Annotated in this window: 12 protein-coding genes; 6 read left to right on the forward strand and 6 right to left on the reverse strand. The window is 32.5% G+C overall.

Going from position 1 to position 13936, the window contains the following annotated elements; genetic code table 11:
• Window positions 1-28 precede the first annotated feature (28 nt).
• From IUY40_RS15035 to IUY40_RS15055, 5 genes are all read right to left on the reverse strand, one after another.
• Window positions 29-3259, reverse strand: a complete 3231-nt coding sequence (locus IUY40_RS15035; RefSeq protein WP_195737684.1) for a type IX secretion system membrane protein PorP/SprF — start codon at window positions 3257-3259, stop codon at window positions 29-31.
• A gap of 1 nt (window position 3260) precedes the next feature.
• Window positions 3261-4718, reverse strand: coding sequence for a gliding motility-associated C-terminal domain-containing protein (locus IUY40_RS15040; protein ID WP_195737685.1), 1458 nt, complete (start codon window positions 4716-4718; stop codon window positions 3261-3263).
• The gene (locus IUY40_RS15045; RefSeq protein ID WP_195737686.1) at window positions 4715-5119 is read right to left on the reverse strand and encodes a hypothetical protein; all 405 of its coding nucleotides are present in this window, start codon (window positions 5117-5119) and stop codon (window positions 4715-4717) included. The genes IUY40_RS15040 and IUY40_RS15045 overlap by 4 nt, the downstream gene beginning before the upstream one ends.
• A gap of 94 nt (window positions 5120-5213) precedes the next feature.
• Window positions 5214-6503, reverse strand: coding sequence for a hypothetical protein (locus IUY40_RS15050; RefSeq protein WP_195737687.1), 1290 nt, complete (start codon window positions 6501-6503; stop codon window positions 5214-5216).
• Window positions 6504-6676: 173 nt separating this feature from the next.
• Entirely contained in the window at window positions 6677-7126 is a 450-nt protein-coding gene (locus tag IUY40_RS15055) for a hypothetical protein (RefSeq protein WP_195737688.1), read from the reverse strand.
• Window positions 7127-7635: 509 nt separating this feature from the next.
• On the opposite strand from IUY40_RS15055, the gene IUY40_RS15060 reads away from it, so the two are divergent.
• From IUY40_RS15060 to recA, 4 genes are all read left to right on the forward strand, one after another.
• Window positions 7636-8784, forward strand: a complete 1149-nt coding sequence (locus tag IUY40_RS15060; protein WP_195737689.1) for a DNA polymerase III subunit delta' — start codon at window positions 7636-7638, stop codon at window positions 8782-8784.
• A gap of 4 nt (window positions 8785-8788) precedes the next feature.
• The gene (locus tag IUY40_RS15065) at window positions 8789-9172 is read left to right on the forward strand and encodes a DoxX family membrane protein (RefSeq protein ID WP_195737690.1); all 384 of its coding nucleotides are present in this window, start codon (window positions 8789-8791) and stop codon (window positions 9170-9172) included.
• 256 nt (window positions 9173-9428) lie between these two features.
• Window positions 9429-9938, forward strand: a complete 510-nt coding sequence (locus tag IUY40_RS15070) for an acyl-CoA thioesterase (protein ID WP_195737691.1) — start codon at window positions 9429-9431, stop codon at window positions 9936-9938.
• 160 nt (window positions 9939-10098) lie between these two features.
• On the forward strand, window positions 10099-11106 hold the full coding sequence (recA, locus tag IUY40_RS15075) for a recombinase RecA (protein ID WP_195737725.1): 1008 nt from the start codon (window positions 10099-10101) through the stop codon (window positions 11104-11106).
• Between the two features lie 275 nt (window positions 11107-11381).
• Here the strand turns inward: recA and IUY40_RS15080 are convergent, their stop codons facing one another.
• The gene (locus tag IUY40_RS15080; RefSeq protein WP_195737692.1) at window positions 11382-12161 is read right to left on the reverse strand and encodes a lysophospholipid acyltransferase family protein; all 780 of its coding nucleotides are present in this window, start codon (window positions 12159-12161) and stop codon (window positions 11382-11384) included.
• A 298-nt stretch (window positions 12162-12459) separates the two neighbouring features.
• Between IUY40_RS15080 and IUY40_RS15085 the strand changes: the two genes are divergently transcribed.
• Together IUY40_RS15085 and trpS are read left to right on the forward strand one after the other, a co-directional pair.
• A complete protein-coding gene (locus IUY40_RS15085; RefSeq protein WP_229335574.1) occupies window positions 12460-12738 on the forward strand; it encodes a GxxExxY protein in 279 nt (92 codons plus the stop codon).
• Window positions 12739-12900: 162 nt separating this feature from the next.
• Complete coding sequence (gene trpS / locus IUY40_RS15090; RefSeq protein WP_195737693.1) at window positions 12901-13875, forward strand: tryptophan--tRNA ligase; 975 nt, start codon at window positions 12901-12903, stop codon at window positions 13873-13875.
• Window positions 13876-13936: the final 61 nt, after the last annotated feature.

Raw genomic sequence — 13936 nt, forward strand, 5'->3', positions numbered from 1 at the left:
TATTTTTATAATTTTATACAATATTATTTTATTCGTTTTCAACTTTTACAATAGACATTTTTCCGTTGTATGATTTATTTCCCTTCGCCTCTAATGCTTTACTCGCATCTGTTAAATTGTCATACTTTTCATAATAGATGTAATATTTACTGGAACTTACATTGTAAAAGAAATTTATATCTGATTGACCTGCTGAAACCGCTTTAGTCAAAAATTGATCTCTTTTATCACTACTGCTATGAACTGCAATAATCAAATAATATCCACTTTGCGCATTCTTAACGTTCTTGATAATTTGCATGTTTGACTGTTCATCTCCAAAATCAAAATCATTTGCTGTTAATAGTGTACTACTTGGTCTTGTTGTTTCTTTTATACGTTTTAAAGCAGCAACATCTTGTTGGTAACGGCCTTGGTCATTCTCAAATGCTGCACGTTTAATTCTACGTTTTCTTTCTATTTCGGTTTCAAGTTTAATTTTTTCTAAACTTGCAATCAAATCTGTATTCTCTCTTTCAGCTTTTAATTGTTCTACTTTTAATGCTTCAATTTTGGCTAAATAACTTTTGTTAAGTGCATCATTTTTATTTGGCACTTTTTTAAGTCTCTCATTATACAAATTCGTAAGCCTATCAAGTGCATCTTTTTGTTCTCTATTAACTTGTGCTATTTGTAATTTCAAAGCCTCTAGCTCGCTATTTTCAGATGCAACGCTTTTAAAAGGTTTTGGTTCTTTATATATTCCTTTTTCACTTAAATCATTTTCTTCTCTAAGGTCATTAAGGTCTTTTTGTTTTTTTGAAACTGTAACTGTCAATTGGTTCAATAAATCAGTTTGTGTTTTATATGAACTATCAAACATATTGGTCAAATTATCAATTGATTTAGCACTCTCATCTTTAGCCGCATTCGCTGCCGCTATTGCTTCTGAAGCTTGTTTTGCTTTTAATACTGCATCTTGAGCAAGTTTTACCTCTAGTGCATCTGCTTTGGCTTTTGCGTCAGCTTCCAATTTTGCTTTTGCATCAGCATCGGCTTTCGTTTTGGCATCTGCAGCTACCTTAATTTGTAATGCGTCAGCATCAGCTTTGGCTTTATCATCAGCTGCTAGTTTTGCATCCGCATCAGCTTTGGCTTTGGCTTTAATCTTTACTTCAGCTGCCAATTTTGCTATAAGTGCTGCAGCATCAGCTTTTACTTTTACTTCAGCATCTGCTTTTGCTTTGGCATCTGCCGCTTCTTTAGCCAATAATAAGGCTGTATTAGCTTTCGCTTTTGCATCAGCAACTAGCTTAGCTTGAAATGCGATTGCATCGGCTTTCGCTTTGGCTTTGGCTTCCGCCGCCAGTTTTGCTTGTAAAGCATCTGATTCAGCTTTTGCTTTAGCATCAGCATCTATTATTGCTTTCAATTCTGCCGCCTCGACTTTTGCTTTAGCATCAGCTTTTAATTTGGCATCGGCATCAAGTTTTACCTGAATAGCATCTGCTTTAGCTTTAGCATCTGCAGCTAACTTAACCTTAAGCGCATCGGCTTTCGCTTTAGCGTCAGCATCTAATTTTAACTGTAGAGCAGCGGCATCAGCTTTTACTTTTGTATCAGCTGCAAGTTTTGCTTGTAAGGTTGCGGCATCTTCTTTCGCTTTGGCATCTGCAGCTAGTTTTGCTACTAGTACGGTTGCATCTACTTTAGTTTTTCCGTCTGATGAAAGTTGTTTTGCTTTTAGCGCTTCAGCATCAGCATTAGACTTCGCAGCATCTAATTTGGCTTGTGCTGCTGCATCGACTTTAGCTTTAGCATCTGCTGCTAATTTTGCTCTATTTGCTTCAGCATCTGCCACAGACTGTGTTGCTTTTAATCTAGCTTGAGCTGCTGCATCGGCTTTAGCCTTATTATCTGCAGCAAGTTTTGCTCTTTTAGCCTCAGCATCAGCTATAGACTGAGCTGCTTTTAATTTTGCTGCTGCTATTCTGGCTTGCGCTATGGCATTAACATTGGCTCTATTATCGGCTGCTAATTTAATTTTAGCTTCAGCATCTGCTTTAATTTTAGCTTGAGCACTTAGTCTTGCCTGAATTGCTTCGGCATTAGCTTTGGCTTTGGCATCAGCAGCTAATTTAATTTTTGCCTCAGCATCTGCTTTAACTTTAGCCTGAGCTTCTAACCTTGCCTGAAGTATTGCGGCATCTGCTTTGGCTTTCGCTTCAGCAGCTAGTTTTGCTTTTTCTGCTCCATTAGTTTTTGTAACAGGACTTGTAATCTTAGCTGGTGCCATTTTCTTTACTTCTCCAGGAGCGATAAGTGCACCATCATCCTCTTCATTATCACCATAATAGTAGTTTCTACTTTTAAATTTATAAGCAATGACAAATTCATGTGAAGCTCCAAAATTGGAGAAATTTCCAGTCCCTTTTTCGTAATTATATTCAATAGCAATTTTTGGTGTTACATTAACACCAAATCCCGCTGACATTCCGTATAATGTATTGTAACCTGCTTGAGCCCAGAATCCTTTTGGAATAGAAATCATAGCCAATCCAGAAATTACAGTTTTGTCTTTCTTAAATTCTGATTTTACAAGCCCAGAAAATTTACTTCTATCAAAAAAACCATAAGCATCAATATATCCAGTATACATAAGGTGCACCTCAACGGCCTGTTCTGGATTGTCTTTCACCATCTCTGATGTGGCAAAATTGTATAGCAGTAGGTTATTTACAGACAATCCTACATCTAAAAAGGCGTTTCCGTAGTTAATCCCTGGATTTATAGTAAGTAACGAATTAGAAGGTATGTTATCTATGTTAAGATTTGAATCGTTTGAAATAATTTTACCTTGATCCAGTCCGCTTTTATAAAAACCAACATTGGCACCAAAAGTCAAATTACTTTCTTCTTGGAGTACTACATTATGAGCAAAGTTTCCAACAATTCCAAAAGTAGTTATAAGACCATAGTTTTGCTGGAATAAACCAACTCCTATTCCTTGATTTTCTCTAAATCTTCCAGAATAACTAAATAAATAGGTTTGTGGTGCATTATCAAATTGTACCCATTGACGCTTGTTATAAAAACTAGCATAGGTATTTTGTTCCCTAACAAAACTAAAAGCAGGGTTAATTATATATCTATTAAATTTTAATGAATTTCGGATAGGTATAGAAAATGGAACAACTCCATCCCCTTTTATATTGTCTTGAGAATAGAGTACTTGTGTAGAGCCGTAAAGAAAAATAATGAATAGTAAAATTTTCTTCATATTATTTAATTACAGTTATAGATCCTTTTTTTTCTTCACTACCCTTTGTGATAATGTAATAGTAAACTGGATTTATATTTTTAAAATCTTTTATTTCCCATTTGGTAGGGTCATAATCCACACCATTAAACATGACCTGTCCTTGTGAACTAACAATCATAACATTTGTTTCTGCATTTTTATAATCTCCTGGTAAATCCCAAGTATTAAATCCATTGCTTAGACTCACTATGTTAGGAATGTTTTTAAGATTTGAATCGGTTACTTGAAAATTAAATTCTTTTGTTGTACTACAACCTGTAGTTTGTGTAACAGCAACTTTATAATTACCCACAGTTGTAATTAAATAACTATCTGTAATTGCATCTGTAATAAGAGTACCATTTATATACCATTTATAAGAAGGATCAACGGCATCACTAGTTACGATTACATCCAATGTTTCTCCTGTTTCTACATTGATAGTATTATTATTTGGTATATTAATATTCCCAGTGAAAGATCCTTCGCTTTGCAGATTAATAGATCCATTTCCTATACAACCTCCAAAATCGATTTTAACACTATACAATCCACTAACTTTTGTATCGTAAGTTTGTTTATTTGCTCCCTCGATTTTAACTCCCTCTTTAAACCATTCGTATTTTATACCACCAGAAACACTTAATGTAGTATTTCCGCCGTTTGGACAAAATGGATTCCCTAAACTAGACGTTATAGTCGTATTTGCATCTGTTGTTGATTCTGTAACAGTAACTTGATTAGAGTAAGAATTTGAACTTAATATACAAGCACCATAATTAGTTCTGGCATAATAAACACCTGGTTGCGTAACGGTATAACTACCATTAGTAGCAGTAGCTACCAATGTTTCAGGCAAAAAAAACCCATTGTTTTTATACCAATTGTAAGTTAAACTAGGATGCTTTAAAGGAGAATCATTAAGTGGTCCTCCAGGATTATCGATTGATAAAACATAATTACCACCAGCACAATACGTAGCAGTAGGAATAAAGTTATTTATAGTATACTGAGAATTATGAGCTCTATAGTATGCCGGAAATTCAATCGAAGGCTGACCAGTAACAGCTGGAGCTGTACTTTTTATTCTAAGTCTATATTTTTCTCCTCCTGTATTTGTTGGAAATACAATTGTAATTTTGCCTGGGGATGTTACAATTTCTCCAACAGCAGAAGTATATATCATCGTCGCCTTAGTAAAACTTCCATTAGGTTCTGATAACTCAACTATAAACTGATTAGTCGCTAACAATCCAGTAACAGGTGAAAAATTAAAACTCACATCATAGCTATTGAATGTAGGACTAGCACAAACTGGGCTAAAGTTAAATGTAGGTTGTCCAATAGTTATTTGTGCTGATACATTTGTATTTACAAAAAAAAACAGATAAAAAAAAAGAAAGCATATGTGAAGATTAGTAGGTAATGTTCTTATCATATCATACGTTCTTTAATTACATCAATATCAAAAAACAATAAACTATCTATAAAAGTTTCAGAGAAATCATACTTACAGTTTACATCTAATGTATTTACAAGATTATTCCATGAAGTAAATGACGATTTGGGATCAGCACTTATATCATTAGAACTATGTACTACTGCTGAATTTATAGCAAAGCTACCTTTGGGGGCAGACAACTCTACTATAAACTCATTTGTAGTACTTAATTCTAAAATTGTTGAAGAGCAAAGACGTTCTTCAACATTTAAGCAAATCGAGGAAACAGGAAAAATAGATTTTTCTGTAATTACCTCTTGAGCGAATGTATAATTAGTTGTCACAAGTAATCCAAATAACAACATGCATGATATTCTTTTACAAAGTGGGGTAGTCATTCTTTTTCATCTTATATGTTTCCAATTAAAAACAGTAACTGTCTTTCTGACTAAATCATTTAAAAAATAAGAATCAAACTAATAGGCAGGTCGCCTATTTGTTCGAAGCAGTAATTTTACCAATATTAAGTCTGTAATCGGGTCTTTTTGGATTTGAGATATCTATAAAAGTTTCGCTATTATTGCTTTGAGAATAAACATTAAAGAAGATACTGTTACCATACCAATTCTCTAAGTCTTCATTATTTGAATTAAACTCAGTAAAAATATTTCCTTTACATAAATTGAAATACATTTCCTCAAATTTTATTTTTTTCAAATTAGCATCATTTATTTCGATTTTGCTATCTAATATAACTGCTGGATTAAACCCTGAGATTACACTTCTTTTAATCTCAAGAGCTGCGTTACTTCCAACATATATAGCTTCTTTTACTAATCCGGATTGTATATCTGCACTAATATTGTCACTATCATTTAACATTGTAATATTAGCCGCTGTAACCAAAGTTTGTTTTTTAGTAAAATCTGTTTCTTCTTTTTTATCATAAGAAACAACTTCCATACAACGGGAACCCTCTTTGTTACTAGTTAAATAAGAAGATCTAACTGCCAAAGAATTATATATTTTACATTGAGTTCCTTGAGTAAATTTAAAATCATTGTTTATAGACTTGTATGAAACAAACTTGGTAACATTTAAATCACCACCTATCATATCAAATGAATCCCCTCCTGAGAAGCTAGCCATTACGTTTTCTAAAATCGTTTTATTACCAACACCAGCTAATGTCAATGCATTAAAACTTCCTGCACCTCTTACTTTTTTACCTGCAAATTCAATTCTTACATATCTTAATATACCCGAATTTCCTGCAGGATTTTCTCCTCCATAAGTAGTTAACGATGGATCAAGGTCAAAATTAAAAGATGAAATATTACCAAATTTATTTATTGGAGCATCGCCCAAAATCACAATTCCACCCCAGTCTCCGGCTTTCTTAACACCTTTATTTGAAGTAAAAACGATAGGATCCGTTTCTAAACCGTCGGCTATAATCGAAGCTCCTTTTGTAATAACAAGAGTTCCTTTTGATTCATAGTCGCCAATAATTAATGTGCCGGGTTCGATAGTAAGGACGGCATTGTTTGTTACGTAAACATTACCTTGAAGAACATAAATATTCCTCTTTAATAATTTTGTATTTACTGATATTTTTCCTGCCAAAATTTGATTAGGCTCTCCATAGTCAACTTTATTGGGCTTAAATTCTGTCCAATTGTTTAACCAGTTGCTATAACCCATTATTCCTTTTTCTTGTTGTGCATTTACGCTGCACACCGCAAAAAGGGCAATCCAAATAATTTGTAATAATTTTTTCATGGTAGTAGGTTTTAATATTAACACTAAATAATATTTGAGTTAATGAAAATTAAAAAAACTCATTTCGATATTTTCCTGATAAATCAAAGAAAACACCGAAAACGAGTTGTATATATCCTGCATCTCAATTCAACAATACATTTTATCATTGATGAGAATAAATAGGTACATAATTATTCGTTGTTCTCATTAAAAAGATGCAATGTTTTCAATGTGTTTTCATAAAACAAAATCGCTGCAATCAAATTATCTTTATCAGAGTAGGGCATCATTTTTCTTTGAAATTCAACAGTTACGTCAAGAAATGAATTAGTTGATGATACTTGAGCATCTTGAATTTTTTTGTTTTCATTATCCATCGGAATACCAAGATCAACCATCGTAACTCCAGGTTTAGTAGCCAAAGCGATATATGGTAATGTTTTTACCAAAACTTTGATACGTTCGATGTATAATTCTAATAATTCACCTTTTTGCATACCTTTTAATTCTTTTTGATCATGGTATTTTCTGATCAGTGCTGTTGTGCTAATAATACTTTGGGGAGCATTCTTCGCTTGAGATAATACCATCTCAGTTGACAACATTAAAAAGATGCTTAAAAAAATAATTTTCCCTTTCATAAATTCTGATTTAAAAATTCAATTATAAAAACAAAAATATGTAAATAAAGTTAACTCGCAATTATTATAGCTCTTTTTTTGCCTAAAAAGAGCCAAAAGATGACAAAATCAAGTCATATAACGATTATTTATGTCATTTTATCGGTTATTTTAGAGCATCTAAGAAAAACTATTATGCATCACTCTAATACTATTTACCTAGCTAAATGCCAACATGTTAATTTTTTTATACTAAAAAAAACTTACCTTTTAAAATATTTTAAAAATAACATTAACAAGAAAATATTAACATTGTTTCCGTATGGAAAACTTTTTAATGGATTTGGTATATTTAAGTATTTTAACACTCAAGTAAGTAGATAAAATCGCCAAAAAAGGTTAAAATCTATTAAAAAAATAATTTTTACCTAATAGAATTTTTAAATACAGTGAGAAAAACATCGTATTTGAGGCAATAAACTTTATATATGAAAATTTTCGACTAAATCATTTTCTACTATCTTTGCTTCATGCAATTTTCTGAAATTTTAGGGCAAGACCACATCAAAAACCACTTAATAAAAACTGCTTCCTCAGGTAGAATACCTCATGCACAATTATTTATAGGAGCAGAAGGATCTGGTACTTTACCCGCTGCCATCGCATACGCTCAATATATATTGTGTGGAAATTCTGGTCCTGAAAATGAAAACGGGAATACATCCTGCAATTTAAAGTTTCAGTCCATGTCTCATCCTGACTTGCACTTTATATATCCAACCGTAACAACCGAAGATGTAAAAACCAAACCTAAAAGTTTAGATTTCATTCAAGATTGGCGTAATTTCATTCAAGAAATGCCTTATGGAGGATTATTCGATTGGTATAAAATACTTGGAGTTCAAAACAAACAAGGCGAAATTCGAGTAGAAGATGCACAAGAAGTTTTAAAATCTCTTGCATTAAAATCATATGAAGGTGGCTATAAAATTATGATCATCTGGATGGCAGATAAAATGAATATCGCAGCATCAAATAAACTTTTAAAGTTACTAGAAGAGCCTTCCGACAAAACCATTTTTATCTTAATATCCGAAAACGAAGAATCAATTATTCAAACTATACGTTCCCGTTGTCAAGTATTACATTTCAATGGATTAAGTGAGCAAATAATTGCTGACGCACTAGTCGCTAAAGAAAACTTAGAACCTAATGTCGCATTAAAAATAGCACATCAGGCACAAGGCAACTACAACAAAGCCTTACATCTTATAAAAAATGATGACGAAGAATATCCTTTTGAACAATGGTTCGTAACATGGGTTCGTGCCGCTTTTAAAGCCAAAGGAAATGCAGCTGCAATACAAGATTTAATTACCTGGAGTGAGCAAATTGCTGCTTTAGGAAGAGAAAGCCAGAAAAAATTTTTAGAATTTTGTATCGAAATGTTTCGCCAAGCCCTGTTGCTTAACTATCAAGCCCCTAGCTTAGTATATATGGAACCAAAGGTCGAAAAATTTAAATTAGAAAATTTCGCGCCATTTGTAAACGGAAACAACATTAACGATATATTCAAAGAACTATCTGATGCGATGTATCATATTGAGCGCAACGGAAATGCTAAAATAATTTTAACCGATTTATCTATAAAATTAACACGTTTAATTCATAAAAAATAAAAAAATGAACAATATTGCCTCAATTCTAATTTTAATATTCTTAGCTGTTACATTCATACAATCAGGTTACGACAAAATTTTTTATTGGAAAGATAATGTAAGCTGGTTAAAAGAACATTTTGCAAAAACACAACTAAAAAACCAAGTACCTCTTGCCTTATTTAATATCCTTGTTTTAGAATTAATATCAGGAATTCTTTGTATCGTAGGATCAATCCAATTGTTTTTAAACAGCGGAAGAGAATTTGGACTTTATGGTGCAATATTCTCTTGTATTACCTTAATAATGCTCCTTTTTGGGCAAAGATTAGCCAAAGATTATGATGGAGCAAGAACAATTGCAATCTACTTTATTCCAGCAGTTGTAGCGGTATATTGGCTCAATTAACCAAATAAGCTTCTGAAATACTTAAACACCCCCAGTTTGTATTTTAAAATGATATTTAATAAAATTATAAAGTGTCATTTTTATATTAATATCCATGCCTTTCCTATAAAAACCCAAAATTTATAAAAATTGGTTTTATATTAATCTAAGAAATCTAACATTAGAAAAAGTCCAATTAATCATTACATTTGACCCGAATAATAAATCTTAGCACCTATTCGTTAAGACCTTAAAAATCAACAATATAATAATTAAAATGAAACCAAAACATCCTTCAGAATCTTTAACAATATTAACCGATTTGGTTTTACCGAGCGAAACTAATCCTTTAAACAATCTTTTTGGTGGCGAATTATTAGCTCGAATGGATCGTGCTGCAAGTATTGCTGCCCGAAGACATTCACGCCGAATTGTAGTTACAGCTTCTGTAAATCATGTTGCTTTTAACAGAGCAATTCCACTGGGAGCCGTTGTAACAATTGAAGCAAAAGTATCACGCTCTTTTAAAAGTTCTATGGAGATTTATATTGATGTTTGGGTAGAAGATCGGGAATCGGGATTTCGCACAAAAGCCAATGAGGCAATTTATACATTTGTTGCTGTAGATGATACAGGAAGACCTGTTGAAGTACCGCCAATTGAGCCAGAAACAGAACTTGAAAAACAACGTTTCGAAGCAGCATTACGTCGTAAGCAACTAAGTTTGTTATTGGCCGGAAAAATAAAACCAGAAGAAGCAACAGAACTTCGAGCCTTATTTATTTAAAAAAGTACACTCTTAAATAGAAAACAAATCCCGTTGCAACTTCAAAAAAAAGAAGTAAATTTACGTCGACTACAAGCCAAAAAAATAAAATCAATAATCTAAAACTATATTGATTTATTATAAAAAAATTACAACAATTTAGATGAAAGAAAAAGAAAAGATGAGTTCAGAGAAAGAAGCCAAATTAAAAGCGCTACAACTTACGCTTGATAAACTTGATAAGACTTACGGAAAAGGAACCGTGATGAAAATGGGCGATAAAGCCATTGTAGAAGTAGAAACAATTTCATCAGGTTCATTAGGGATTGATTTAGCCTTAGGAGTAAACGGTTACCCAAAAGGAAGAATTATCGAAATATACGGACCAGAATCTTCTGGGAAAACAACCCTAACATTACATGCTATTGCTGAAGCTCAAAAAGCAGGTGGAATTGCAGCATTTATAGATGCTGAGCATGCATTTGATAGAAATTATGCTGAGAAATTAGGAATCGATATCGAAAACTTAATTATTTCTCAACCAGACAATGGAGAACAAGCACTAGAAATTGCCGAGAATTTAATTCGTTCAGGAGCAATTGATATTGTTGTAATTGACTCAGTTGCAGCATTAACTCCAAAAAGTGAAATCGAAGGAGAAATGGGAGATTCAAAAATGGGTCTTCATGCTCGTTTAATGTCACAAGCACTTCGTAAACTTACAGGAACAATTAGCAAAACAAACTGTACAGTATTCTTCATTAACCAGTTAAGAGAAAAAATTGGTGTAATGTTTGGAAATCCAGAAACGACAACAGGTGGTAATGCCTTAAAATTTTACGCTTCAGTACGTTTAGATATTCGCCGTTCATCTCAAATCAAAGACGGTGACAATGTAATTGGTAATAGAACCAAAGTAAAAATCGTTAAAAATAAAGTTGCCCCACCATTTAAGACTGCTGAATTCGACATTATGTACGGAGAAGGAGTTTCTAAAACAGGAGAAATTTTAGATTTAGCTGTTGAATTTGAAATCGTTAAGAAAGCAGGTTCATGGTTTAGCTACGGTGAAACTAAATTAGGACAAGGACGTGATGCAGTAAAATCGCTAATTAAAGACAATCCAGAATTAGCTGATGAATTAGAAATTAAGATAAAAGCACATATCAAAGAATTGGCAAATGCCTAAAAATAAAAAAAACCCGAAAATATTTTCGGGTTTTTTTATACTTTTTACGCAACCTTATCCAACAAATAACATCTACATAAAGAACACCTGGTTTTAAGCCTTAAAAAGCTTATTTATATGAATTTTTTAAATGTAAAAGATGAAGAAGAAACTGGAGACGTTATTCCAAAAACGCTGGATAACTAAAAGAAAATTAAGAATTGTCATGAATTTTATTTCACAAAAAATCATTCATCGATAGAATAAAATTTACTTTTTTAAGAATTAATCCTAGATTATTCATTTTGCAAAACAATATCTGCTTGAACCGTATTGTCTTTGCAAAAGACTAATAGTTGCTTATAAATTAGCTGTCTTACTTGATCGCGAAGAGTTTTTCTATCTTCGGGTTGAAGCGATGTTGTTTCTATAAATGAATGAATTTTTACTCTCATTTTTCCGGGACTTCCACTAAAAAAAGTATATGAAAACCGCTTTTTATTATCCGCATATGTAATTGGAACTATCGGAATATGATGTTCAATTGCCAAACGAAAAGCACCATCTTTAAATTCATCTAAAACAATCGATTCATCATCAGGAACTCCTCCTTCAGGAAAAATGCAAATACTTAACCCCTGATTCAGACGTTTTTGTGCCCTGTTAAAAACATCCATTTTACTTTTTGAAGATTTTCGATCCACCAAAATACAGGTTCTTTTATAGAAAAAGCCAAACAAAGGAATCTTAGAAAGCTCTTTCTTTCCAACAAAAACAAATGGATTTTTAATAATTGCCAACGTAAGCATAATGTCAGTCATCGAAGTATGATTAGCAACAATCATATAACTTTTATTAGGATCAAGAGCTTGCTCCTTCTCTACTTTGTAATAAAAACCCATTCCAAAAAGGATAAATTTTGCCCAAATTCTTGCCATCCTAAAAAAATACGGATACCCACTTTCAGTAAGAATAGACAGTACTAAAAATGGAAACATTACCAATATCGGGATTGCCATTAAAACATAAAACCAAATACGCCAAATAACCCAAAAAACAATTTTAATTCCTTTCATAAACCCAAAAGTAAGAAAACAGAAATGAATTTTGCAAAAAAGAATTCACTAGTAAAGAAATTAACTGCCAAGTTTTTAATTTACTGCAAAGTTAACAAGGTGTTTATTTAACACAGAGAGCACAAAGTTTTTCGCAGAGAAAATAAAGAATAATCATAAGAAATAAAGTGTTAAATTTTAATAATTTATTCAAAATAGTTATGACAGAGAACGAAATATCAACCACAATAATTGGATTGGCAATTCAAGTACACAAAGCACTAGACCGGGTTTACTAAAGAATACCTACTAAGAATGTTTGCTTTACAAAATTACAAAACATGGTCTTTTTGTTGAGAAAGAAAAAGCAATGCCAATTACTTTTGAAGAAGTTAAATTAGATTGCAGCTATGGTGTTGATTTGCTGGTTGAAAATAAACTAATAATTGAACTTAAAAGTGTAGAAACTTTAAGTACAATTCATTTAGCCCAAACCCTAACCTACTTAAAATTGGGAAATTACAAACTCGGTTTACTAATAAATTTCAATGAAATTTTACTAAAGAACGGAAACAGAAGAGTAATTAACAACTTCTAAGTGCCTCAAATACTTAGTGAACGCTGTGAAAAACTCTCCGTCCTCAGCGGTTAAATAACTTTATGCTCTTTATGGTGAAAACTAATTTAAAGATCTTTGTAAAAAACTTTGCGGACTTTGCAAAAAACTTTGCGAACTTTGCAGTTAAGAAAAAAATTTAGCATGGCAAAAATACTTACTGGCGTACAAAGTACTGGAACGCCGCATTTAGGCAACTTATTAGGAGCAATTATTCCTGCAATCGAATTATCTAACAAACCCGAAAACAAATCATTTTTGTTTATCGCCGATTTGCATTCGATTACACAAATAAAAGATGGTAAAACTCTAAGAGAGAACACCTTTAGCGTTGCTTCTGCCTGGCTTGCTTTTGGTTTAGATATTGACCGTGTTACTTTTTACAGACAATCTGATGTTACACAAACAACAGAATTAACTTGGTATTTGAGTTGCTTTTTTCCTTTTCAAAGATTAACTCTCGCACATTCATTCAAAGACAAAGCAGATCGTCTTGATGATGTAAACGCAGGTTTGTTCTCTTACCCAATGTTAATGGCTGCAGATATTTTACTGTATGATGCTGAATTTGTTCCAGTAGGAAAAGACCAATTACAACATGTAGAAATTACTCGTGATGTAGCTTCCCGTTTTAACCACCAAATGGGTGAAACATTTGTAGTTCCTGAAGCTAAAATACAAGAAGACAGTATGTTGATTCCTGGAACAAACGGGGGGAAAATGAGTAAATCAGCAAATAATTTTATCAATATATTTTTAGATGATAAAGCATTACGCAAACAAGTAATGAGTATCGAAACGGATAGTACTCCACTAGAAGAACCTAAGAACCCAGATACTTGTAATGCATTTGCAATTTATTCGCTTATGGCAAGTGAAAATCAAATAGCTACAATGAGAGCCAATTATTTAGGTGGAAATTATGGTTACGGTCATGCCAAACAGGCTTTATTTGAATTGATTACGGAGAAATTTAAAACCGAAAGAGAAAGATACAATTACTACATCAATAACCTAGACGAAGTAGATGCGTTACTGAAAAAAGGTGCCGAAAAAGCAGCAATTGTTGCTAATGAAGTTCTAGAAAGAGTACGAGTAAAACTAGGGTTTAGTAAATAAAAAAACTATCTAAACATGACTTATAGAAGATGCAATCGAGGAATATCATATGCCGCTTATT

The sequence above is a fragment of the Flavobacterium sp. ALJ2 genome, from assembly GCF_015594725.1.
GTDB lineage: Bacteria > Bacteroidota > Bacteroidia > Flavobacteriales > Flavobacteriaceae > Flavobacterium.

Coding starts and splice junctions, on each gene's coding strand:
- IUY40_RS15055 (WP_195737688.1), bottom strand. CDS start 7,126: ATGAAAGGGAAAATTATTTTTTTAAGCATCTTTTTAATGTTGTCAACT.
- IUY40_RS15080 (WP_195737692.1), bottom strand. CDS start 12,161: ATGAAAGGAATTAAAATTGTTTTTTGGGTTATTTGGCGTATTTGGTTT.
- IUY40_RS15040 (WP_195737685.1), bottom strand. CDS start 4,718: ATGATAAGAACATTACCTACTAATCTTCACATATGCTTTCTTTTTTTT.
- IUY40_RS15045 (WP_195737686.1), bottom strand. CDS start 5,119: ATGACTACCCCACTTTGTAAAAGAATATCATGCATGTTGTTATTTGGA.
- IUY40_RS15050 (WP_195737687.1), bottom strand. CDS start 6,503: ATGAAAAAATTATTACAAATTATTTGGATTGCCCTTTTTGCGGTGTGC.
- trpS (WP_195737693.1), top strand. CDS start 12,901: ATGGCAAAAATACTTACTGGCGTACAAAGTACTGGAACGCCGCATTTA.
- recA (WP_195737725.1), top strand. CDS start 10,099: ATGAGTTCAGAGAAAGAAGCCAAATTAAAAGCGCTACAACTTACGCTT.
- IUY40_RS15070 (WP_195737691.1), top strand. CDS start 9,429: ATGAAACCAAAACATCCTTCAGAATCTTTAACAATATTAACCGATTTG.
- IUY40_RS15065 (WP_195737690.1), top strand. CDS start 8,789: ATGAACAATATTGCCTCAATTCTAATTTTAATATTCTTAGCTGTTACA.
- IUY40_RS15035 (WP_195737684.1), bottom strand. CDS start 3,259: ATGAAGAAAATTTTACTATTCATTATTTTTCTTTACGGCTCTACACAA.
- IUY40_RS15060 (WP_195737689.1), top strand. CDS start 7,636: ATGCAATTTTCTGAAATTTTAGGGCAAGACCACATCAAAAACCACTTA.